We start from the raw sequence: 24046 nt of genomic DNA, 5'->3' as shown, positions 1-24046 counted from the left end.
AAAAAGACCTCTATATGCCGATATACAGGGGTCTTTTTTCTCATAAATTTGATTTGTCAAAAAGTCACCTCCTTCACCTCATTTCTGAGTGCTTTGGAGATGACTTTTTGTTAGCCTCTAAGATCGGGACTAATTCCCAGACTGCTGAAAAATCGTTCAACAAAATCTTCACTATATATTTTCTTCATATGCGCCGTGTTAAAAATATATTGATCCGTCTGCTCAAGCTTGCGCAGACTGCGTACCAGGACTTTTCGTTCATCTTCAGATAGATCAGCGTTATGTTCTATCTTCTGCAGGGCATTTTTCACACGTGCGGATACCTGTTCAACATACAGATGGTTTTTGGATTTTGGCGGGATGCACTGCGTCAGGTCACAGCCCACAAAACGAACACCGTCAAGGATGCAGTTCTCCAAATTGGCGATCAGCTTTTGTTTGCCATTTCCCTCAAACGTAATATCCACCAGCTTGCCGGTAAAAGTACAATTGACGAGATTCGCTGCTTGTAAAACCCGGTCATTAAATCTACATTTAGCAAAAGTACAGTTGATAAACGCAGCGTTTTCCAATGTCATGCCTCTCAGATCACAGGAGGAAAACTCACAATTGGTAAACACAGCTTCATCTTTGCCAATGCCGACAGAGCGCAGGTCGGAACGAACAAATGTGCAGTGATCTATTGTACTACCGGCAAAAAATCTCGCATTCGTAAGATCACAGGTATCAAATACAAGATGATGCAGGGTACAGCTCCAAAATATAGGTGAACCCACATTCGAGTTTGATACGGTCGTTTCACTTATCGTTTCGTGTTCATACCTAACTATATCCGAAAATAATTCATTGTCTGCTGACATACCAGACTCAAGTCTTCTCATCCCGATCCCCCCATCATATATGATGAGAACGCACAGCATAACTTTTATATAAACCTATTTCTTTTTTCTCATCATGTCAAAGTAGGAAACCGGCTGATCCACTTTCATCTTCACCAGCTGCAGCGGATGACGCGCAGCATCCAGCACATTGCCTTCTGCATCCTGAATTTCCCCTACCACCTGTTTGAAAAAGGTACCGTTCGGACCGAAGAACTCAATCTCTTGGCCCGGCTTGAAGTGATTGCGCTGCTGAATCGTTGCCATTCCTGTTTCTGTATCGTAATCCATAACCAGGCCCGCAAAGTCGTAAGGCACTGCCTTCTCTTCCGGCTCATAGATATGATCTTCATGATCAGGCGTATCGTAGAAGAACCCTGTATTGAGCGGACGATTCGCCGCTTTGTTCATTTCTTCTACCCATTCCGGTTTCAGCACATAATTTTCAGGATCAGCCATGTACGAATCAATGGCCTGACGGTATACGTTGACAACCGTTGCTACGTAATGGATGGATTTCATACGTCCTTCAATTTTGAAACTGTCCACACCCACATCAATCAATTCAGGGATATGACCGATCATGCACAGGTCTTTGGAGCCCATGGAGAAAGAATTATCCTGTTCCTGGAACAGGGCAGCTGATTATCTCCCAGCTTAAATGGCGCAGGAGCCTTCATCTGCATTTCCTCCTCGCTTACCCAGACCGTATCTTCTCTCGCATCCTCGAACAAATCATACTTCCAGCGGCAGGACTGACAGCAGCCCCCCGGTTGGAATCCCGGTCTGTAAAGTGATTGGACAATACACAGCGGCCCGAATAAGATGAACACATTGCCCCGTGGATGAAAGCTTCGATTTCAATATCCACGTTCGCCTTGATCTCTTCAATCTCTTCAAAACTCGTCTCACGACCAAGTACAACCCGCGGCAGTCCTTCGTCCTTCCAGAACTTCACGGCTTGCCAGTTCAATGTGGACTGCTGGGTGCTGAGATGCACCTCCAGACCCGGAACCGCACGCAAAGCCACTTCAATAATGGCCGGATCGGCAACAATAACCGCCGAGATGCCTGCATCATACAGATTCTGCAAATACGCTTCAATTCCCGCCACATCTTCGTTATGGGCATAAATATTTGTAGCTACAAACACTTTGGCCCCGTACTTTTTCGCAAATTCTACACCTTCACGCATTTCTTCAAAACTGAAGTTATCCGCGTTCGAACGAAGTCCGTAAGCCTGTCCGCCGATATATACAGCATCTGCTCCATAGTGAATCGCAAATTTTAATTTTTCCAGATTACCCGCCGGAGCCAGCAGCTCCGGTTTATCCAGACGGTTACGTTTACCGGAAAACTTCCGCTTGACCGCCACTGTTTCCATCTTGTTCACCTCTTCTATTAATACACTTGTTCTTTGTAGAAAAATCCAAATGACAATTCCCGCTCAGGGTCCTGCAGCTCACGAACCTCACGCAGCCATTCTTCGTCGTATGCATAAGCCTCTGCGTCTGCTTCATACAGATCTATAGCCTTGCGATATGCACGAACAACAGCTTCGTTGTAAGCCACGGGCTTGAGGATTCCCTCCACTTTGAAGCTGTGTACACCTGCCTCCATCATCAAATGAAGATCTTCGAGAATGCAGATGTCCTCTGAACTCATAATATGCGTACCGTTGATATCCTCATAGATCGGGAACTTCTCATCCCGACGCTCCGCCTCGATCAGGAATAACCCGCGTTCCTTACCAAGATGTCCTTCTACGGGGCGCCCTTGATGAGCCATATAACTCTGGACCAGACTGCGCTTGGAGTGGTATATGTTCGTCATCCCGTGGACCTGAACCTGCGCCTCAACCTTTAAAAAGGGAACCATCTCCGTGATCTCATCCATGTTCAGCTCACGAGCAAGCACAACCCGGCTCGCCCCTTTGGTTCCCCAGTAGTTGGCCGTGGCATAGTTTGTAGACGTCATCTCTGCGTTCCAGTGCAGACGAATCTGAGGTGCAATTTCCTTGATCGCAGCCAGCACGGACGGATCATTAAACTCGACGGCGTCAACACCAATTCGGCCCAAAGCCTGCACATATTCTGGCAGTTCTTTCAGTAATTCATTAGACATCAAATTATTCATGGATACGATGACTCGCGCCTCGTGTTTGGCAGCCAAGTTCACTACCGCTGCTGTTTCTTTCACGCTGAAGCTGCCCGGAAGGCGCATGCCAAAGCGATCATCTCCAATCAATAAAGCATCCGCTCCGGCCTGAAGCATGGCTTCTGCTTCTTTTACATTTGCCGCCGTAACGAGCAGTTCATGTTTCTTACTCATCTAATCCCCTCCGCTTATTGCGCAGCCTTACTTTTGGCTATATTTTGCTGATGTTCCCTGTATGTCTTGGCAAACAGATGTCCTGAAGTCCCATCCTTTTTGGTTACATAAAACAGGTACTCTGAGGCTTCCGGATTCAGTGCCGCTTCAATGGATGCAAGACTCGGACTGGCAATCGGCCCCGGCGGCAGCCCTTTGTTCAAGTACGTATTATATGGACTCTGTACCTTCAGATCCTTAAAGAGCAGCCGAGCCTTCGGTTTGTCGAGCAGATACTGCACCGTCGCATCGATCTCCAGCTTCATATCCTCTTTGATCCGATTGTAGATTACACCTGCTACCAGTGCACGCTCTTTGTCCACAACTACTTCTCGTTCCACAAGTGATGCAATCGTCAGCAATTCATGCAGTGACAGTTTCCGCTGCTCCAGCTTTGCCTGCAAATCCGGAATGGAGTTCACTTTAGTCTGGAACTCTTCTAACATGCGCTGCATTACCTCATGAGTAGTGCTGCCTTTTTTTAATTCGTACGTCTCCGGGAAAAGATACCCCTCCAGCACATAGCGCAATTCTTCATCTACCGGGATATTTTTGATGACATCCACGTCGAAGGCCGATGGGTCATTAGCCAGCTTCAGGAACTCTTTTTTATCCACAATGCCATCTGCTGAAAGCTTGTCCGCCATCTGCAGAACCGTATACCCTTCTGGAATGGTGAACTTCACCATCTCCTCAGGTACGACATCGCCGCTGCTCAGTTTATGAATAATCTCATCGTACGTTACCCCCGGATTCATGGCATATTTCCCCGCCATAAAATTGCTGCCCAGCTTATTCCACTTTAAATATCCCTTGAAAACGAGACTGTTTCGAATAATTCCTTCCTGCTGCAGCTGATCCGCAATTTTCGAAATTCCCGATCCACTCTTGATTTCGAATACAACAGGCTCGGTAGAAGCCTGCATCGGACGCATCATGCTCCATACATACCCGCCAGCTGCTGCAGCCAGAATGAACAGGACGAGAAGCAGGATACCTATGACTTTGCCTTTCAACAGAGACACAACTCCTTTACACAACCAAAAAGAGCGGACTTCTCCGCCCTTCCGGTTTTTTCGATTTGAAGCTGATTAATCCTCGTCAATCGGGAGTGTACACTCATCATACAGCTCCGAGATGCTCTCCCACTCATCGTCATCATCAATCGTAACTAATTCCGGCATGACCTGGTTCTCACTGCCAGGTACAACCCGCAGCAGTTCAACCTCGTCATACGGACGCAATGAACTGCGGAGCACCGCGTACTGCTGCCCGTGTACCTCAAATTCAGCGAGCAGTTCATACGGATGTGATTTACCGTTCTCTTCCTCGAGCTCCACATGAGCACCGAATGCCAGACGCAGCGAATCTGTCCATTTCAGGTCTTTGCGATTATATTCCGTCATTTAGTTCGCTTCCTCTTCATCTTCAGCAAGAAATGTATTAAAGGTCTCCTCGACAATATCCCACTCGGCATCATCTTGGATCACAAAAAGTTTAATATCATCGCCATCTTCTTCATAACGGAATGCATACACATCCGTCTCGCCATCTTCAGGTTCAACCGGAGCAACCATCATATACTTGGCCTCCGAACCGTCTACTTCGAATTTCATGATGACTTCAAATTCCTCTTCATTACCCTCGTCATCTGCAATGTAAATGATCTCAGCTTCTTCTTCCATACCCAGTTGATCTTCAGCCATTGTTGATCCCCCTCACCTTGTACTATTGGCATCCAAATAATTTTGCAAAATCAGGCTGGCGGCCATTTTGTCCACGACCTGTTTGCGTTTTTTGCGGCTGACATCCGCTTCGATCAGCGTACGTTCGGCTGCCATCGTTGTCAGCCGTTCATCCCAAAGGTGAACAGGTAAATTCAGTTCGCCCCGCAGGCGCTCAGCAAACGCAATGCATAATTCACCACGCGGTCCTACGGTGCCGTTCATGTTTTTGGGGAGTCCCACTACGATTTCACTGATCTCGTGCTCCCGCACCAGTTCCGCAATTCGTGTGAACTCACCTTCATCCCGGCGGCGTTCAAGCACTTCTAATCCCTGGGCAGTCCAACCGAAGGCGTCACTCACTGCTACCCCGATTCTGCGGTCCCCATAGTCCAAACCTAATTTTTTCATCATGCTCTCCCATCCTGCGGCCTGTTCAGAACGATATTCCTACCGCCTGTTCAGACTTCAGTCTGTCTTCTGTCGGTTCATTGTCCGCCTGCCTGCACAGCTGCAGACAAACGGAAGCGGCGTACATTACCGGTGATTGGCCAGATAAGAACGTACAAGCTCTTCAATCAGCTCGTCGCGCTCCTTTTTCCGGACCAGACTACGTGCGTTGTTGTGACGCGGAATATACGCGGGGTCGCCGGATATCAGATATCCAACGATCTGGTTAATGGGATTATACTCTTTATCGACCAGCGCGTCATATACCGTGAGCAGAATCTCTTTCGAGGATGCTTCCTGCTCGTCACCTTTCACATTGAATTTAACCGTCTTATCCATGGAGTCCATTGATGACACCTCGCTCCTGCATGGACATGGGGACCATGTCCTGCCGAATTGATTTCTGTTTATATAATAACATATTCTGACTGCCACAAGTACACAAAGGATAAGGCAATTGTGTTTTTTGCTTGTCCTTTACTGGCTAATGATGGAAACAGCCACTTTTAGCGCTTCATCCAGCTTACTTGCGTCCTTGCCTCCAGCCTGCGCCATATCCGGGCGTCCGCCACCTCCGCCGCCGCAAACTGCAGCAACTTCCTTGACAATTTTACCGGCATGCAGACCTTGTTTCACCTGTGCAGCAGGTACGGCGACAACGAAATTCACTTTACCGTCTGCTGGTGCTCCGAGTACGAGAACAGCATCCGGCAGTTTTACTTTCAGTTCATCCGCAACGGTACGCAGTGCATCCATATTCGGTGCATCTACGCGGGCTGCCAGCACTTGTGTGTTCCCTGCTTGTACGACTTGGTCAGTCAGCTGACCTGCTTCCATCGCACTCAGTTTGCTCTGCAGCGATTCCGTTTCTCTCGCCGCTTCTTTCAGCTGCTGATTCAGACCTTCGATCCGCTTCGGCACATCGGTCACATTGGCTTTAAGCAGCGCAGCGGACTGTTTGAGCAGCTCCAGCTGGCTTTCCACATACAGATATGCACCGCGACCCGTAACAGCTTCAATCCGGCGTACACCAGAGCCAATTCCGCTTTCGCTGACCAATTTGAAGATTCCAATCTCTGAAGTATTATTTACGTGACAGCCGCCGCAAAGTTCCAAACTATAATCACCAATTTGAACAACGCGTACAATATCGCCGTATTTCTCTCCGAACAGGGCCATTGCACCCATTTCCTTCGCTTCATCAATGCCCTTCAGTTCAATATTAACGTTCAGGCGATTCCAGATTTGTTCATTCACCTGACGTTCAATTTCAGTCAGCTCTTCCGGTGTAATGCTGCCGAAGTGAGAAAAGTCAAAACGCAGACGCTGCGGTTCCACCAGGGAACCCGCTTGATTCACATGCGTTCCCAGCACATCCTTCAGCGCTTTGTGCAGCAGGTGTGTAGCTGTATGGTTTTTAATGATATCGCCGCGTTTCTCCCGGTCTACTTCGGCCTGGATCACATCGCCCACACGAAGCTCACCGGACTCAATCGTTACCATATGCACATGCTGCCCTTGCGGAGCCTTGAACAACCCTTGGACTTTTGCCGCAGCACCTGTGCCGCGCAGCAAGCCTTGGTCACTCACTTGACCGCCGCTTTCCGCATAGAACGGTGTTCTATCGAGAATGATCTGAGCTGTCTGCCCTTCTCCTACGGAATCTGCGAGAGCATCGCCCGCAACAATCGCCACTACTTTTGCTTCCGTCAACAGGTCAGTATATCCAACAAACTCGCTTTTAACCTCCAGATCCGCCAGCGGTCCACCCTGAACCTTCATGCTTTCGTTCTCCTGACGTCCCGCACGGGCGCGATCACGCTGCTCCTGCATAGATGCATCAAAGCCTTCACGATCTACTGTCAGACCATGCTCAGCCGCATAATCCTCTGTCAGGTCAAACGGGAATCCGTACGTGTCATATAATTTAAATGCCTCCGGTCCGCTAATTACGGTGCGTCCTTCGGATTTCGCTGTACCGCTAATATCAGCCAGAATCGCAAGCCCGTCTGACAGCGTTTCGTGGAAACGCTCTTCCTCGGTTTTGATCACTTTGGCAATAAACTCCTGCTTTTCTACAACTTCCGGATAGTACATCCCCATCACTTCACCAACGGTTGTGGTCAGCTCATAGAGGAACGGACGATCCAGACCCAATACTTTACCGTAACGAACCGCACGACGCAGCAAACGGCGGATAACATATCCACGTCCCTCGTTGCTCGGCAGTACGCCGTCACCAACAGCAAATGCTACCGTACGAATATGGTCAGCGATAACTTTGAGCGCAACGTCAATTTCAACGCTCTCATTATATTTCACACCTGCGAGTGCAGCTGTTTTTTGAATCATTGGCTGGAACAGGTCTGTGTCAAAGTTGGAATCTACATTCTGAAGAATGGAAGCAAAACGCTCCAGACCCGCGCCTGTATCAATGTTTTTGTTCGGAAGCGGTGTGTAGCTGCCATCTTTGTTATGGTTAAATTGCGAGAATACCAGGTTCCAAACTTCCAGATAACGCTCGTTCTCCCCGCCTGGGTACATCTCCGGGTCATTCATATCGTTTCCGTAAGCTTCACCGCGGTCGTAGAAGATTTCGGTACATGGACCGCATGGGCCTTCGCCGATATCCCAGAAGTTTTCGTCCAGCTTGATGATGCGCTCAGCCGGCAGTCCTACTTTTTCATTCCACAGCTTGAATGCTTCTTCATCTTCCGGGTAAACCGTAACAGAGAGGCGATCCGGATCAAATCCGATCCACTCTTTGCTCGTTAGAAACTCCCAAGCCCAGGTAATCGTTTCTTCTTTGAAGTAATCACCGATCGAGAAGTTACCCAGCATTTCAAAGAACGTATGGTGACGGCGTGTTTTGCCGACATTCTCAATATCGTTGGTACGGATACATTTTTGCGAGTTCGCCAGACGCGGATTCTCCGGCTTCTCCCGTCCGTCAAAATAAGGTTTCAGCGGTGCCATACCCGCATTAATCCACAGCAGGGAAGGGTCGTTATGCGGCACGAGTGATGCGCTTGGTTCAATTTTGTGTCCTTTACTTGCAAAAAACTCGATCCATTTGGAACGGATTTCACTAGCTTTCATACTGGTTGCCCCCATTAAATTATAAGTTCCGCAGCGAAATCGCCCCGGTTGGTTAACGAAAATCTGGATATAACCTGTGTTAAAAATAAACACAAAAAACGCCCCTGAAATGATCAGGGACGATGTTATCGCGGTACCACCCTGGTTATTGTTCTTCTCCCGCAGATCAACGGATGAACAAACAATCTCCTCGTTTAAGCGAGTAACGGTCGCGCCCGGCAGGGTTGTCCTGCACTCCGAAATCAGCTTTCTGCCGCTTCAACTTTCAAGACTCTTCCAGCCAGCGAACTCAGAACTTATCTGAATTCGAAGGAGTCTGCTCTCTGAGGAAAGGAACCCTCGGCATACTTCATTTCATCATTGATTTTATCATGTAAACATACACCCTCATTATATCGATAGAGTCTGCGAGTGTCAACGCGCCTTGCGAAGGGCATAAGTACAGCCTTGTGAACGGCTCATGGAGAGTTGGATCCACTTTTGCAGGGATGGAGTCACTCTGTCCTCCGTTTGATATAATACGCGAAAAAATGCTGCACAATGACCTTTAACACGGCAAAGACAGGCACTGCCAAAATAAGTCCCACAACACCTGCCAGCTCACCGCCAACAAGCAGCGCAAAGATAATCGAGAGCGGATGCAGATGCAGCGTTCGACCTACCACCTGCGGGGAAACCACATTGCTCTCCAGCACCTGACAGAGTGTGTTCACGGCAATGACCAGCAGTACCATTTTAAAAGAAACCGTTGAAGCCATCACCACCGCAGGTGCAGCTCCCAGAAAAGGCCCGAGATATGGAACGATGTTAAATACAGCCACAATACTCGCCAGAAGCAGCGCATAGGGCATATCGATCACGATGTATCCGATATATGCGAAGATGCCCACGATGACACACACGATAAATTGACCACGAATATAATTTCCGAGTGCAGTATCAATTTCTTTCATCACGGAAACAATTGCTTTACGGCGGGCACGAGGCAGATAGGCCACGACAGTGCGTTCGAACACATCAAAATCTTTTAACATATAGAAAATCAGAAACGGTACAATAAATACGTTAAACAGCACATTAATCGTGGCTCCAATATTGTCCATCAGTACGGTAATTCCCTGCGTAAGTCGATCCTCCATCTGAAAAAACCAGCTGTTCATACCTGTTCGTATACTTGGCGGCATCAATTTATGGTCCATGTTATTCATCAGATTCTGCGCCCTCATGGACAGCTCCGGCATATGCTCATTGAGTTCTTCGAGCTGTTCAATCAGGACAGGGATGACATTCATTAATATGACTCCGATGCAGGTCAGAAAAAAAGCATAGATTAACAGAACGGCAATGGACCGCGGGACTTTCCGTCCGCCAAGCATGCTCACAATTGGATTAAGCACATAGGATATGATCAGTGCGACGATGAATGGAGCTAGTACCGTTTTCAAGAAACCGTAAATATGTAAAAGTAATGGCCGCAGCAGCCAGATAAAATATAGAATGATCAATCCGAGCAGGAGCCAGATCGCATAACGAAATATTTTATTTTTAGTTAGCTGCTCCACTTCGATCTCCCCTTTGAACTGGCTCTAAAGTTCAGTATATGGACTGGCTCTGAGAATCAGTATATGTAGGCGAGGGGATTTTTATTAACTTCAAAAACAGAGATAAGCTGTGGAAGAAGAGTCGGTCGGAGCAAAGGAGACAGCTCTTCAGGTCAAAACAAAAAAAACGCTCCCCTCTTCGAAAAGAGGAAAGCGCATTTTACGGATCAGTAAATCATATATTTAATTATACATGTCCTTCCTGACCGCTATGTAACCACATCTATATCCATCTGCCAGCAAAATGCAGCAGCGTAAAATGACAGTTGTTGTCACAAAACCGCATATAGAGGAAGTTAAACTGCTTCTTTAAGAAGAAGCATGAATGTGAGGAAAATCCTGCGGCAGCTCTTCTCCAAAGAACAAATCATCCAGAGAGCTTAATGTGCCGTCTTCTTCCACTTGGTACACAGACATTTTCTCACCATTTACCGTTAATTCAATAAAGCATCCCCAGCAGTAAAACTGATGGGAGCCAATTTTTCCGATATCTTTCGAACTACAATTTGGACATTTCATATTCATTCACCTATCCGTTAACAGAATGAATGGCATTTTCCAAGCGCTGTTCACTCAGCGGCGGCACCATTATGGCACTTTCTCCGATAGACATATCACTTGTACATGGCAGCCATTTACGGCCCTCGATCAGATCGGACACAAAACCGTCCGTAATTTCAATCCCTATTATTGTATTTCCCAACTCCTGGTCAAAATAAACATCAGAGACTCGTCCGAGCAGCAATCCTTCTTCGGTGAGCACGGACATCTCCTTTAATTTCGAACGACCGAGGAGGTACGTGTATTTTATGTCGTCGGCCCCCGTCTTGCGGACAGCCTGTTGATTACGGATCATGACGGCATCTTCGCCATAGGCAACGATATCTTCCCATTGCACTATTTTCACATGATTGGTAAACAGGCCTTTATTCTCAAGTTCAATGCCTTCAATCTCCCAATCATCGTTCACAATGAAATCCTGGATTTTACCGACCTGCTTCCCATCCTCAACATCAAAAACGGCAAGTCCGATCATTTCCTGAAGCTTCATCGCTGGGTCCCCCTCATCTTCTTCACATTGTATAGGCGCGGCGCTATTGCTAGGTATGCCCAAAGTTGATGAGTGGCAGTCAAACGCCGGTCATCAAACCGCTTCTATCCAACCGATGAAATGGAACTTCTTCCCTCCTTTTGTTCCATGCGTAAAGAGCCCCTTAAGGTCTATTACGCAGCCGTTCAAGAATGGTTCCAATTTTTTCGGCGGTTGTGATGATTTCTTTTGTAGTATTACCCAAGCCCCAGCTAAATCGAATCGCAGTCTGTAAAAATGCCTCTGGTAAATTCATTGCTTTCAGCACATGGGATACTTCAAGCGAACCTGAAGTACAGGCCGAACCGCTGGCTGCGGCTATACCCTCCATATCCAGATTCATCAGCATCGTTTCGGTAGATACCTCGGGGAAGCTGATATTAAGAATATTGGGAAGAGTATGCTCCGGATGTCCGTTGACATGAAAATGTTCTGCGCCCACATGAACAGCAAGCTGATCAAGCAGCAGCTTTCGCAGTTCCAAGGCATGCTGCAGATGCTCGTCTCCCTGTTCCGTGATCCATTTCAGTGCCTCTGCAAACCCGGCAATCCCAGCCATGTTCTCCGTGCCTGCACGACGTTGTCGTTCCTGCAATCCACCGTGAGATCTGGCTTCCAATGTAACGCCGCGTCTGACATACAATGCACCAACACCCTGCGGTCCATTAATTTTATGTGCCGAGAAGCTGACGAGATCCACAGGCAGGTCTTTGCAGGAGATCGGCTGGCTGCCCAGCGCCTGAACTGCATCCGTGTGGAATAAAATATGATGCTGGCGTGCCAGTTCTCCAACTTCACGGATAGGCTGAATCGTCCCTACTTCATTATTGGCATACATCATCGTAATCAGCACAGTGTCCGGTCGAACGGCTTCTTGCAGCTGTTCCAGATTAATGCGCCCCGATTCGTCCACAGGCAGATAGGTCACTTCATATCCCTGCCGCTCTAGTTCCTGACACGAATGCAGCACAGCGTGATGTTCAATCGCCGTAGTGATCACATGTTTTCCCTTCTCTGCTCTGGAAGCCACTGCGCCAAATATGGCCAGGTTGTCACTCTCTGTTCCACCGCCCGTAAAAACAAGCTCATCGGGGCTGCATCCCAAAGACGCTGCGATAAAGTCCCTTGCTCCACTAACCGTCCGTTTGGCTTCTCGCCCAAAGGCGTGGATACTGGACGGATTACCGTATTGATTGGTCATGACATTCATCATCACTTCAGCGACGCGTGGATGCATGGGTGTCGAAGCGGCGTGATCCAGATATATACGTTTCATAGTTTGTCACCTCATTGGTTGTTGGATTTCATTTTTATGTTCAAATCATTAGTAAAAGCAAGCTTTATTCTCCGTTGGCATGGTTAAAGCCCCCAATATGGGGGCTTTAGTGTGTCCTCTGGATGATCATCTAATTTCTTCCTAAATGTAGAACATATAACTATCTTTCTTCTCCTGATCTTCAAATGTAATCAGGTCTTTCAGCGTTGTCGAATCCAGCACTTCCGCAATGCCGTCACGGATGCGCAGCCACAGATCACGCTTCGCGGGATCATCTTCCTCGGTAAAGTCTACTGGTGAAATGGGTCCCTCCAGTACACGAATAACATCCCCTGCCGTTACTGCTGCAGGGTCTCCGGCCAGAATGTAACCGCCATATGCACCGCGGATGCTCTTGACCAATCCGGCATTGCGCAGCGGTGCAATCAACTGCTCCAAATAATGCTCCGAGAGCTGGTTGCGCTCGGCAATGCTTTTCAGTGATGTGGGGCCTTCGCCGGTTCTGGCAGCCAGCTCCATCATGATTGTGAGGCCGTAACGGCCTTTTGTCGATATTTTCAAAGGAGTCACCTCTTTCAATTTTCAAAAAAACAAGGCGGAACATCATGGTTTATTGTTCGCATCGCTGTTCTTTATGGTATTTCTCAAAGTGGTTCATGACCGTTAATTCCGTGATTCCGCCAGGCGAACTTCAGGGAGAACAGGTCTCAACCTTCTAATCCTCCGTATTCCGATCATAACCCTCAAGTAATGTTAACATATCTGCATGTGTTATGGAAAAGAAAGATTGACGATATCCCGAAATGTACGCCTGGAGTGGACACTATCCAAAATTGGCCGGGTGTATCGTAAGTTCGTTCGGGTTATGCTAGAATAGTAACGAAACACATTTATATATAGAAATGGTGATAACGATGTCCAAAGCTAATGAAAACACACGGGTCGTCGTTGGCATGTCCGGAGGTGTGGATTCATCCGTTACCGCACTGCTTCTGAAAGAGCAGGGTTACGATGTCATCGGCATTTTCATGAAAAACTGGGATGATACAGACGAGTTCGGCCACTGCACTGCTGAAGAAGATTCAGAGGATGTGCGCCGGGTGTGCGAACAGATCGGCATTCCGTACTACACTGTCAACTTCGAGAAAGAATACTTCGATAAAGTATTTACCTATTTCCTTGATGAATATAAGTCGGGTCGCACGCCGAACCCGGATGTCATGTGTAACCGTGAGATCAAATTTGGTGAATTTCTGAACAAAGCGCTGGATCTCGGCGCAGATTATGTAGCTACAGGCCACTATGCACGCCTCATTGAAGAGGATGGAACATTTAAGCTGCTGCGCGGTGTAGATAACAATAAAGACCAAACGTATTTCCTGAATGCTCTTAATCAAAAGCAGCTCTCCAAAGCAATGTTCCCGATTGGTCATCTGCCCAAACCGGAAGTTCGTAAAATTGCTGAAGCTGCCGGTCTGTATACGGCTAAGAAAAAAGACAGCACAGGTGTATGTTTTATCGGCGAACGCAACTTCAAAGAGTTCCTGAGCGGCTATCTGCCAGCCAAAGGCGGAGACATGGTTGATATTGTGACAGGTGAGGTCAAAGGCCGTCATGACGGTCTGATGTACTACACCCTTGGTCAACGTCAAGGACTTGGCATTGGCGGTTCCGGCAGCGGCGAGCCTTGGTTTGTCGCTGACAAAAACTTGGAGAAAAACCAATTGCTTGTCGTGCAGGGCGATGCTCACGCCAGCTTGTACTCCACAGGTCTGACAGCAGCAGGTGTCAACTGGATTGCAGGTGCGCAGCATACACCGAAAGAACCTTTCCGCTGCACAGCCAAATTCCGTTATCGTCAACCGGATCAAGGCGTTACGTTGACTTGGCAGGAAGACGGCAGCGTAGATGTACAGTTTGATCAGCAGCAAAAAGCGATCACACCGGGACAAGCCGTTGTTTTTTATGATGGAGAGGTCTGCCTCGGCGGTGGTACGATTGATCAGGTGCAGAAAGTACCTGTACCGGCAATGCAGTAAAAGTACTTCGGGCTTGTATCCTTCGCTCAGACGGTGATGGAGCCAATTCCATGTATTCCTACAAAAAAAGCCGTCTTTCATGTATTACCATGAAGGAAGGCTTTTTTCCTGCTTTTTTCACAAAAAAATTTAAATATTTCAATTATGCAGTAAGCCAAACACCTGTCATACAACCTAACACACCCACCACAACAGAACTCACCACGTAAAGAATTGCTCTGCCGTATCGCCGCTGCCCCATTAACGTTAAGGTTTCGTAGCCAAAGGTGGAGAAGGTGGTATACGCTCCGCAGAAGCCGGTTCCCCACACGATCCACGTGAAGTCTGACAGCATCGCGGCCTGATGCGCACCATACAGCATGCCAAGCAGAAGAGAACCGCTGACATTAATGATCCAGGTGCCCCAAGGAAACGAAGTCCCCAGTTTGCCGGAGACGGCCTTCCCCAGACTGTAACGAACAAGCGCACCTAATACGCCGGCTGCTCCGATCCACACGATCATCGGGTATCACTCCCTTTTGGAGAGACAGCGAGCATTCGGTTTCCAAGCTTGATGCCGAAGGCACAGAGCAGCAGTCCGGCTGCCACACTAAAAAGGAGATACGCTGCAGCTTTCAGCCATTCTCCGCCCTCTGATAAACGAACGATATCCAGTGTGAATGTGGAGAAGGTGGTGAAGGCTCCGGTAAAGCCTGTACCGATGGCAAGACGAAGCTGCGGTGTTACTTTTTCGGGAATGGCAATGGTAAAGAACCAACCTAAAAACAGGCTGCCGATCGCATTGATCAGCAGCACTGCCCATGGAAAACCTGTATTGGCCGAGGGGATCAGAAGCTGGATGGTATAACGGGTTAATGTGCCCAGAAAACCGCCAGCTCCAATATATACGAACTCTTTCATCTGTGTCCATCTCCTGCTTCAGGCTTGAGAATCCAAGTGCGGCTACAGCTCTCTTCGCCGCTGCTGATTCAACCTGATCTTTGATTCATTCCCCTGCTCTGTGGCTTCATAGAAGACTCTGCGGGACAGCTGTTTGGGCAAATACTCCTGCTTCACATAATGTCCGGGATAGTTATGAGGGTACTGATATCCCTCATGTCCCAGCTTGGCAGCTCCCGAATAATGTGTATCCCTCAGATGCAGCGGCACTTCAGCCGATTTGACCTCGTCTATTGCACTCATTGCCTTGGAAATGGCCGTATACACCGCATTGGATTTCGGACTTTCCACCGCAAACAAAATAGCCTGCGCAATGTTCAGCTTGGCTTCAGGCCAGCCGTTATTCCGATACGCATCAAGCGCACCGATCGCCTGAGTCATCGCCTGCGGATTCGCTAGTCCAATATCCTCACTGCTTGCTGCAATCAGGCGGCGAATGAACGTCATCGGGTCCATGCCGAGCTTCTCGACCGCATACAGAAACCAGAACAGCGCTGCATCGCTTGAACCACGGATGCTTTTGTGAAAAGCAGACAAGACATCATACTGCGTGGACTCGTCTGCCTTTACGATGGGACGGCGAATGGACTCTTCCGCAACAGCCAGCGTGACGTGAATCGTTCCATCCTGCTCAGGCGGTGTAGTGAGCGCAGCCAGCTCCAGTGCGTTCAAAGCGCGGCGAATATCGCCGTTGGCCATTGCTGCAATGTGTTCCAAAGCTTCATCGTCTGCTCGCAGCTCCATAAAACCAAGCCCTTTATCCGCATCGCTTAGCGCTCTGCGCATGGCAACCAGTGAATGCTCCTTGGTCAGCGACTCAAGCTGGAACAGAGTAGAACGGCTCATTAAGGCTCCATTTACATAATGAAAAGGGTTCTCTGTTGTCGCCCCGATGAAAATAATGGTGCCCTTCTCTACCGCGGGCAGCAGCGCATCTTGGCGTGAGCTGTTAAAACGATGTACCTCGTCAAGGAACAGAATCGTTTTGGTGCCGTACAGCTGTTTGTTCGTCTGTGCCTGCTCAATCACTTCGCGTACGTCTTTAACCGAGGCATCCACGGCGTTAAGCCGCACAAACTGTCCCTGCGTGTGCTGAGAGATAATGTGGGCTAAGGTTGTCTTGCCGCATCCCGGGGGGCCATACAGCAGAATGGATGAGATCTGGTCAGCCTCAATGGCTCGGCGAAGCAGCTTCCCGGGTCCAATAATATGTTCTTGTCCGATATATTCATCCAGATGCTCAGGCCTCATACGGTCTGCCAGCAGTCTGGCTTGCGGCTGTGTATCCTGTTGAAACGAAAATAAATCCATGTATAGTTCACTTCCTTAACGGATTACCGATCTCTGCTCAGTTATAACATTAATGGAGATTTTAAATTAAATCTCCATTCCCTATCATACCACATTCCTGCGGGAGCATTTCCATAAAAGCCCCAAGCGCACTGCTGACAAACACATCCTTACGTGTAATAAACCGTGTCATCATACGGTTCATTCCGGGAGGAAGAGAATGTTTGCGGAGCAGACCGTTTTCGACCTGCTGATGAATGACGATTTCAGGCAGCAGCGAAATCCCCATGCCCGAGGTCACGCCGCTGATAATCGCCTCCAATGTCCCGAACTCCAAAATGACTGGGCGATGAACACCTCTTAGAAGCATCCAGTCCTCCAGAATTTTACGATAAGAGCAGCCCAGACTATACACTAAAATCGGCTTTCGTTCCAGTTCATCCGCTGACAGGACTGGAGCCGAGACAATAAATAGTTCCTCATCGAATACATCCACAGATTTAATATCGGGATGGTCACAGGCGCAGCCGATAAATGCTCCTTCCAATTCATACCCGATGACCTGATCAATAAGCATCTGTGAATGACCTGATGCCAGCGCCAGCGCAACATCCGGGTACTGGCTGTAGTATTTCGCAAGCAAACGCGGCAGCCTCACCGCGGCAGCTGTCTGTATAGACCCAATCTGCAAAGGGCCGGATGGCGTATTGGCAGCCTGAAGTGCCCTGGAAGCATCATTCAGCAGACCAATAATCTTATCGGCATAAGCCAGCAGCATCTCTCCCGCCGGAGAAAGTGTCATTCCCCGATTATGCCGGATGAACAAGGGCGTATTCACCTCAGCCTCCAAATGCCGTATGCGTGCCGTAACGTTGGATTGAACGTACCCGAGCCTCGCTGCAGCTCTCGTCAGATTCCCTTCCCGGGCAACACATTGAAATATTCGAAGATCCCCGCTTTCCATCACGCCTCCACTCTGACATCACTCAAAATGATGTCCAGTTCATTAGTAATCATTATACGCCATATACAAAAGCGACTACAATGACATTAGATTTATTGCGCTTATTTCATTGAGACTTAATCCCTGTTACCTGCATATCAGACCACACATGATCATTACAGGATATAATCTCCAATCACCGATCTCCAAAAGTTAATACAAAGAAGGAGTGTACAGCATGAGATACTGGACAAACAGGATTGTTTTAATAACAGGTGGGGGCACAGGCATAGGCCGGGCTGCAGGTATACAGCTTGCTGAACGAGGAGCAAAGGTGATCCTGAATTACTCCCGCTCACAGCAGGCCGCAGAAGAAACCGTTCGGCACATACTCGCACTAGGCGGGCAGGCATGTTCTATTCAGGCGAATATTGCCAGTGATGGAGAGGTACGCCGAATGGTCGCCGCGGTAACCGAAATGTATGGCCCCATTACGGATCTGGTCAATAACGCCGGAATGACCTATCACATTCCTTTACATGATTTGGATTCGGTCACCGATGATGTCTGGAATGAACTCATTGATGTTAATGTGAAAGGCATGTTTCACTCCGCTCGTGCTGTAAAAGAAGGGATCGTGCAGGCTGGAGGCGGGGCCATTGTGAACCTAGGCAGCATTGCAGGCAGTACAGGTTCCGGTTCATCGCTTCCGTATGCTGTATCCAAAGCTGCAGTTCACGGCTTGACGTTATCACTGGCTCATGCACTCTCTCCTCATATTCGGGTTAATGCCATCATTCCCGGAGCCGCTGCAACGCGCTGGTGGGCCGGCAATGAAGAGCGGATGCACCAACTTGGCGGACAATTACTGCTGCAGCGCATCGCTTCGCCAGAGGACATCGCTCACATGATCTGTGCTGCTCTTGAGCAGCAATCCATGACAGGGCAGCTTATTACTGTCGATGGCGGGCAGACATTATGAGCGAGGCGATTGGCAGCACTGCACCAAAAACAAGCGCCTCCACTGCTTTAACTCCAGCTAAAGCTGCCTTATTGGTTATTTTAACGACGCTCATTATGGGTACTTCTTTTCCTGTAGGCAGGATAGGTATGGCGTATGCACCTCCATTCCTTCTCATGGGACTGCGCTACATCCTGGCAGGAGGGTTGATGGCCCTATTACTGCGTAAGCGTCCTTTACCAAAAAGATGGCAGGCTTGGAGCCGCATTATTCTCATTGGATTGTTTCAATCTGCTGGGGTGATGGGCTGTGCCTATTACAGTATGAACTGGATTTCATCCAGTGAATCGGCCATCCTTACATTTACGAATCCGCTGATCGTTATTGTTCTCAGTGCAGTTCTATACGGTCTGAGCTATCGTTTAAGCCAGTGGATTGGTGTAACTTTAGGTTTTGCAGGTATCCTGCTCACTTTTGGATGGCATATGAGCCTCACACCCGGAACCTGGATCGGTTTCGGGGGCGCGATATCTTTTGCCGTGTCTACACTGCTTATTAAGCGCTGGGGTAATGATTTTGAACCATTTGTGCTGACGGCTTATCAGATGCTTGCTGGAGGCGCAGCACTGCTTCTGCTCAGTCTGTGGACGGAACGGCCTCATTTTACAATAACCGCAGTTTCCGTTGTGTCTTTACTGTGGCTGACATTTGCCTGCTCCATGTTACAGTTCTCCCTCTGGTTTTATCTATTACAGCATAGTGATCCCGCCCAGACCAGTTCCTATTTGTTTCTCGCACCATTCTTCGGTGTGCTTTCAAGCTGGATTCTGCTCGGAGAGCAGGTCTACTGGTTTACCGGAGCAGGAGGCTTAATGATTGGCACAGGCATTTATATGGTAAACCGCCGTCCAGCACGGAAGAAACAAGCCGCGTCACTCCCTGGGGTTTCGGATCATGATCAAGTCTAGCCCGATCCTGTTCTTAACACAAAAAGGGCATGACGTATAGGGACAGCCCTAAACGTCATGCCTTTCCATATATACATGAAGGGAAGCAATAATGGATCATTTCTCCCTATAATAGTAATCGTCCGTTTGTCTGCGCTCGTACTTGGCAGGTTCAAATCGAGTTATAGGGCAGACTTATGCCTCGTCCGGCCAACCTTGGGTTGTAATCTGTTCTCCCTCTGGATTATGCGCTGCCGCTGCATACACCGGCATACTTCCATCATGGAATAACCACAATTCATGGAGCGCACGTGTACAGCCGACGTAAAGCAGTTTCGCATCGCCCGAGCCAGGCAAATAATGATACGGATCAACATCAGCTACAACAGCAGCATCAAATTCAAGCCCTTTCGACAGATATACGGGCAAAATGGAATGTCCGCCGCTGTACTGCTTTTTGCCGCCATCGATCAGGTTTAAATCCCAGCCCGCAGTCTGCAGCTCACGATGAAGCTCCTCGGCTTCATGCAGAGTTCGCGTCAAGATCGAGACTGTCCGGTAGTCTTTAGAGGTAAGCAGCTTCAGTGCTCGCTCCAAACTGCCCGTTCTCCCTTCCCTTCCATACATAAGCGTACGCACCGGATCACCACTCCGAAACACCGGAATGGCCGTAATCCCGCTCTTCACACCCTGCTCCAGAATGGTATTGGCATAATCGATAATTTCCATCGTGGAACGGTAACTTCGGGTCAAAGCAAAGTATGCCTGCTGCTCTTTCGGAAAAAGCGAGCTCATCTCTTCCCATGTATGAACGCCGCGATACTCATGAATACCTTGAGACAAGTCTCCCAAAATGGTGAAGGAATGCCCTTTCACAAAGTGATCCAGCAGCGCAACATGAAATGGAGAGAAATCCTGTGCCTCGTCTATGACAACATGATCAAAACGTTCTGATCCATCAATGTCATGAACCAGCGTATGGATATATACGAGTGCAGGAAGATCTTCCTCTCGAATGATATCCTGTTTCAGATCAGCACCCGTTTGTTTCATGATCGGTTTGGGAATGAGATTAGCTAACGAAGCAGGTACCGCCCCGCCTTTCACCGCTTTGAACAGCTGTTTATACAGCATCAGCGGATCATACTCAGGCCACTTTTTGGCATAGGCCTTCTCCCGGGTGGCAGCCTTCTTCTTACGTTCTTTACGCAGCGCTTCCGGCATCGGTTTTTTCAGTTCCATCTCAATCCAGCGGTGAATACGTGCCATCACCCGCTCTTTGCGTTTGGCCAGCGGATAGTGTTTGTACTCTGTACCAAACCAGTTCTCGATCTCCATTTTACTGAGCACAGCACCGTCCCATGGACTAAAATCAAGATCCGGCACAGACGCTTCTTCCATCCCCGATAACCACTCACGAATCAGCTCCATGAAACGGATTGATCCTTTGTAACGTCCTGGAACATCATCATTCAGTTCAGGCCGTGCAGCGGGAGTTTCAAACCACGTGTGCAGCGTTTCTGACGCATCTGCAAGCGGCATATCCAGCCCCAGCAGGTTCATAGCCCAATCCGGGAATGTCTGCTGCTGAATATCCCCTACGCCCAGTTCCGGCAGCACATCCGAGATATAATCGAGGAACATATGGTTGGGTGCAAAAATGACCATTTTCTCGGCCGATACCTGCTCCTTATACTGATACAGCAAAAAGGCAAGGCGATGCAGGGCAACCGTTGTTTTTCCCGATCCGGCGACCCCCTGAATGATTAACGCGGTGTTTCTCGCCGCACGAATGATCTGATCCTGCTCGGCCTGTATCGTGGATACGATATCCCGCAGCTTGTTGTCTTTGTTCTCGCCAAGGCGGTACACGAGGAATTCATCCGATACGGCGGGCTGGTCACTGTCCCGATTATAGGTATCTGCAACTCGCTCCAATATGCGCTGACGAATCACCACATTTCGTTTCAAGTACACCAGACCTTCAATCAGCCCTTCGGGGGCTTCATACGTCGCGGAGGCCTCGCCTCCCGTAAAAGAGTAAAACAGGCTCGCAACGGGAGCACGCCAATCGATGACAAGTGGATGCTCACCGACCTCTTCGCGGTCTACGCCGATTTTGCCAATATACAGCGGTTTCCGTTCACCACTGCCCTGCTCTTCAAAATCCAAGCGTCCGAAATAGGGCTGCTGCGCGCTCTTGGACAAGGCATTCCGGCGTTCTTCGCGCCCGGCTTCCAGCACTTGTTCCGTGAAGTCATGGCCGGTATACACCGGGAAATTCCGCAGCCGTTCCAGCTGGCGGTCCACTTCCTCCATCGTTCGCTCTAACCTGTACTCTTCTTCTTGATAGGCACTTTGAAAGCTGTCTGACATGTTTCAGTTACCTCCTAAGAATATATGTTTGCTCTGCATCGCTGTAGATCGTGCAATACAAAAGGATATCCAATATATCACATAGGGAACCCGAAAGCCACACCCGGTTTATGATCCGGACCTCATTTCACTTCTTGATATGCCATTGACTTCGACTTATTCGTCTCTACATCGTCAACCCTTGTCATCTGAATTGATAATTAATCACAGCACTGACAAGTGCGCAGCATCCGAACAAAACGAACCACCACGCCCACTTGGTGCTCACACGCCTGTGTCTGCTGTTGATTACACCATAGATTCCAATGATCAGTATGATGATGGAAAAGGTTATACCTACAATCCAGCCTGCCATTTGCGTGCCTCCTTCAGTATCGATGGACTGTTCCGCTGCTTTGCTTCAGATGAAAACTTCCCCCACGAATTTCAATTTGAAACTGCTTCTTTCCGTTTTTGTATGAGAAACATCCCACCTTCCCATGCAGAGGTGTCAGTTCAAAATCACTTTTTAACGTGCCGGCTCTCTCCTGAAGATGGACTTCAAAACCTTCATGATCCGGGATCGACACTACGGCTTTCATTCCCGTCGATATAGAACCAAGATAATCTGGAATCCGAAGACAATCCATATAAAGCCCTCTCCCGGTGGTCTTGGATTCCACATGCCGGAATTCTCCCGAGATTTTGACCTTCGATGAATTGGAGTGCAGCATAAGTGTGTCTGCCTTTAGATGCCTTCCAACAATCTGTGAAGCCGCTGCATATACCTCAAGTTCCTCCATTTTTCCAGACATCACGATGCTGCCAGAAATGATTTTGCATTGACAGCGGCTGGCCAGAATCTCATGTATCTCCATCTGTCCGCCTGTTGATTTTACTTGAAGAGAGGTTAAGACACGCCGAGGGATGTGCAGCTCCAAGAGCGTCCGACCGATATTCAATCCGATGAAACCTCTCCTTTTTCGTCCATCAGTGATACATAATCGATCCCCATTAATACCGGTCTGCATAAGCTTACGCTCTGAATAATGCTTATTGGCATACTGCATGACATGTATCATCTCATCAGTACTCGGAAGCAATCGGATCCCCCCCGACAGCCAATCCAAATCAATATCATTTATGGGCTGGTCCACATCAAGCGTTTTACAGAGGCTGAGTTCACTGTGCTTTAACATCATTTCCCTCCCTGACATTAGGTCATCACCAAAAAGCCGGCATGCAGATCCGATGAAATCATAAGTAAAACGAAGCTGCTCCCCTGAAAATCCGTTGAACAGCAGCATGGTTAATTATCCACGTAACTTCCTGTACTGGCGTGCCTATTGATAATACGTTGAATAAGCTCATCACTTACGATATCTGCCCCTAGGAGACGCATCATATGCTGCAAAAACCGGAGTCTTTCCGTTGTCTGTGCCTGATCACGTCCAAAGAGAAGTGGATTAACCCAGATATTGACGAGCAGCATGAAAATTTCAGCACACTCCAGCGGATATGCAGCGGAAATAGATCCGTCCTCAATGCCCTGCTCCATCAGTTCAGCAATCATGCGAGCATCCTTCAGAACTCCTTTTTGGATTCCACCAAGAACAAACTGCGGATTCTTGATCTGAGTGCTCAGAACCTGATCCATCGAGTTCGATTGAATACCAGGATCAACAACAATATTTTCCAATATGCTGATGAGTTTCTGCTTTGCATTTGGAGCGTATGTATTTTGAATCAATTCCATAAACATCTCTTCAGCCCGCCCAAGCTCCTTCTCCATGACTGCACTGAGAATATCCTCTTTAGACTTGAAGTGATGATATACTGCACCCTTAGACATGCCTAACTCATTGATAATGTCCTGAATGCTGGTCTTCTCGTATCCCTTTTGGGTAAACATCTGTGCTGAAACGGTTAATATCTGATCCAGTGTCTGCTCGGGATATTTGTTCCTAGCCATGATTTGAACCCCCTTTTACATACCAACGGTCGGTATCTATAATATAGAATAGGATGGTCTTACTGTCAATATGAGGGATTTGAAAGGAGATAAAAAGGGTTTCAGCTCATTC

The 24046-nt window shown here is 48.4% G+C and carries 24 protein-coding genes and 1 pseudogene; 3 read left to right on the top strand and 22 right to left on the bottom strand.

Annotated features, from left to right (window positions below; genetic code table 11):
- Positions 1-110 precede the first annotated feature (110 nt).
- The 14 genes and pseudogenes from ABXS70_RS03490 to ABXS70_RS03425 form a co-directional block, all read right to left on the bottom strand.
- Positions 111-881: a pentapeptide repeat-containing protein gene (locus tag ABXS70_RS03490; RefSeq protein ID WP_342552458.1), complete on the bottom strand. Its 771-nt coding sequence runs from the start codon at positions 879-881 to the stop codon at positions 111-113.
- Positions 882-935: 54 nt separating this feature from the next.
- A pseudogene (locus ABXS70_RS03485) lies at positions 936-2262 on the bottom strand (U32 family peptidase).
- Positions 2263-2279: 17 nt separating this feature from the next.
- A complete protein-coding gene (locus tag ABXS70_RS03480; protein ID WP_342552460.1) occupies positions 2280-3209 on the bottom strand; it encodes a peptidase U32 family protein in 930 nt (309 codons plus the stop codon).
- A 14-nt stretch (positions 3210-3223) separates the two neighbouring features.
- Positions 3224-4264 (bottom strand): endolytic transglycosylase MltG, encoded by a 1041-nt coding sequence (mltG, locus tag ABXS70_RS03475; protein WP_342552461.1) that lies wholly within the window; start codon positions 4262-4264, stop codon positions 3224-3226.
- A 75-nt stretch (positions 4265-4339) separates the two neighbouring features.
- Entirely contained in the window at positions 4340-4654 is a 315-nt protein-coding gene (locus tag ABXS70_RS03470; RefSeq protein ID WP_342552462.1) for a DUF1292 domain-containing protein, read from the bottom strand.
- Entirely contained in the window at positions 4655-4954 is a 300-nt protein-coding gene (locus tag ABXS70_RS03465) for a DUF1292 domain-containing protein (RefSeq protein WP_090915532.1), read from the bottom strand. It abuts the gene before it with no gap.
- 12 nt (positions 4955-4966) lie between these two features.
- Entirely contained in the window at positions 4967-5383 is a 417-nt protein-coding gene (gene ruvX, locus ABXS70_RS03460) for a Holliday junction resolvase RuvX (protein WP_184186045.1), read from the bottom strand.
- A 126-nt stretch (positions 5384-5509) separates the two neighbouring features.
- Entirely contained in the window at positions 5510-5770 is a 261-nt protein-coding gene (locus ABXS70_RS03455) for an IreB family regulatory phosphoprotein (RefSeq protein WP_036616950.1), read from the bottom strand.
- Positions 5771-5899: 129 nt separating this feature from the next.
- Entirely contained in the window at positions 5900-8521 is a 2622-nt protein-coding gene (gene alaS, locus ABXS70_RS03450; RefSeq protein ID WP_342552463.1) for an alanine--tRNA ligase, read from the bottom strand.
- A gap of 494 nt (positions 8522-9015) precedes the next feature.
- Entirely contained in the window at positions 9016-10083 is a 1068-nt protein-coding gene (locus ABXS70_RS03445; protein WP_342552464.1) for an AI-2E family transporter, read from the bottom strand.
- Between the two features lie 348 nt (positions 10084-10431).
- Positions 10432-10641: a hypothetical protein gene (locus ABXS70_RS03440; RefSeq protein ID WP_090915543.1), complete on the bottom strand. Its 210-nt coding sequence runs from the start codon at positions 10639-10641 to the stop codon at positions 10432-10434.
- Between the two features lie 10 nt (positions 10642-10651).
- The gene (locus tag ABXS70_RS03435; RefSeq protein ID WP_342552465.1) at positions 10652-11173 is read right to left on the bottom strand and encodes a PRC-barrel domain-containing protein; all 522 of its coding nucleotides are present in this window, start codon (positions 11171-11173) and stop codon (positions 10652-10654) included.
- A gap of 163 nt (positions 11174-11336) precedes the next feature.
- Positions 11337-12488: a cysteine desulfurase family protein gene (locus ABXS70_RS03430; RefSeq protein ID WP_342552466.1), complete on the bottom strand. Its 1152-nt coding sequence runs from the start codon at positions 12486-12488 to the stop codon at positions 11337-11339.
- A gap of 141 nt (positions 12489-12629) precedes the next feature.
- A complete protein-coding gene (locus tag ABXS70_RS03425; RefSeq protein ID WP_342552467.1) occupies positions 12630-13049 on the bottom strand; it encodes an Rrf2 family transcriptional regulator in 420 nt (139 codons plus the stop codon).
- Positions 13050-13402: 353 nt separating this feature from the next.
- Here ABXS70_RS03425 and mnmA point away from each other — a divergent pair, with 353 nt between their 5' ends.
- Positions 13403-14527 carry a tRNA 2-thiouridine(34) synthase MnmA gene (gene mnmA, locus ABXS70_RS03420; RefSeq protein ID WP_342552468.1) on the top strand — a complete coding sequence of 375 codons (1125 nt, stop codon included), beginning with the start codon at positions 13403-13405 and terminating at the stop codon, positions 14525-14527.
- A 142-nt stretch (positions 14528-14669) separates the two neighbouring features.
- Here mnmA and crcB read toward each other — a convergent pair whose 3' ends face one another.
- The 4 genes from crcB to ABXS70_RS03400 form a co-directional block, all read right to left on the bottom strand.
- Positions 14670-15029, bottom strand: a complete 360-nt coding sequence (gene crcB, locus ABXS70_RS03415) for a fluoride efflux transporter CrcB (protein WP_342552469.1) — start codon at positions 15027-15029, stop codon at positions 14670-14672.
- A complete protein-coding gene (locus tag ABXS70_RS03410; RefSeq protein ID WP_342552470.1) occupies positions 15026-15427 on the bottom strand; it encodes a CrcB family protein in 402 nt (133 codons plus the stop codon). Before ABXS70_RS03410 ends, crcB begins: the two co-directional genes overlap by 4 nt.
- Positions 15428-15469: 42 nt before the next feature.
- Entirely contained in the window at positions 15470-16777 is a 1308-nt protein-coding gene (locus ABXS70_RS03405; protein WP_342552471.1) for a replication-associated recombination protein A, read from the bottom strand.
- Positions 16778-16838: 61 nt separating this feature from the next.
- Complete coding sequence (locus ABXS70_RS03400; RefSeq protein WP_342552472.1) at positions 16839-17720, bottom strand: LysR family transcriptional regulator; 882 nt, start codon at positions 17718-17720, stop codon at positions 16839-16841.
- 217 nt (positions 17721-17937) lie between these two features.
- Here ABXS70_RS03400 and ABXS70_RS03395 point away from each other — a divergent pair, with 217 nt between their 5' ends.
- Together ABXS70_RS03395 and ABXS70_RS03390 are read left to right on the top strand one after the other, a co-directional pair.
- On the top strand, positions 17938-18681 hold the full coding sequence (locus ABXS70_RS03395) for an SDR family NAD(P)-dependent oxidoreductase (RefSeq protein ID WP_366293851.1): 744 nt from the start codon (positions 17938-17940) through the stop codon (positions 18679-18681).
- Positions 18678-19628, top strand: coding sequence for an EamA family transporter (locus ABXS70_RS03390; RefSeq protein WP_366293848.1), 951 nt, complete (start codon positions 18678-18680; stop codon positions 19626-19628). Before ABXS70_RS03395 ends, ABXS70_RS03390 begins: the two co-directional genes overlap by 4 nt.
- A 174-nt stretch (positions 19629-19802) precedes the next feature.
- Here the strand turns inward: ABXS70_RS03390 and ABXS70_RS03385 are convergent, their stop codons facing one another.
- The 4 genes from ABXS70_RS03385 to ABXS70_RS03370 form a co-directional block, all read right to left on the bottom strand.
- The gene (locus ABXS70_RS03385; protein WP_366293845.1) at positions 19803-21983 is read right to left on the bottom strand and encodes a UvrD-helicase domain-containing protein; all 2181 of its coding nucleotides are present in this window, start codon (positions 21981-21983) and stop codon (positions 19803-19805) included.
- A gap of 184 nt (positions 21984-22167) precedes the next feature.
- Positions 22168-22338 carry a hypothetical protein gene (locus ABXS70_RS03380; RefSeq protein WP_342552476.1) on the bottom strand — a complete coding sequence of 57 codons (171 nt, stop codon included), beginning with the start codon at positions 22336-22338 and terminating at the stop codon, positions 22168-22170.
- Between the two features lie 13 nt (positions 22339-22351).
- The gene (locus ABXS70_RS03375; protein ID WP_366296527.1) at positions 22352-23161 is read right to left on the bottom strand and encodes a DUF4097 family beta strand repeat-containing protein; all 810 of its coding nucleotides are present in this window, start codon (positions 23159-23161) and stop codon (positions 22352-22354) included.
- Positions 23162-23271: 110 nt separating this feature from the next.
- Positions 23272-23934 carry a TetR/AcrR family transcriptional regulator gene (locus tag ABXS70_RS03370; protein WP_342552478.1) on the bottom strand — a complete coding sequence of 221 codons (663 nt, stop codon included), beginning with the start codon at positions 23932-23934 and terminating at the stop codon, positions 23272-23274.
- Positions 23935-24046 lie beyond the last annotated feature (112 nt).

Origin of the sequence: Paenibacillus sp. AN1007 (assembly GCF_040702995.1) — a bacterium.
Lineage (GTDB): Bacteria > Bacillota > Bacilli > Paenibacillales > Paenibacillaceae > Paenibacillus.
This window is presented reverse-complemented; position numbering and strand designations above follow the sequence as displayed.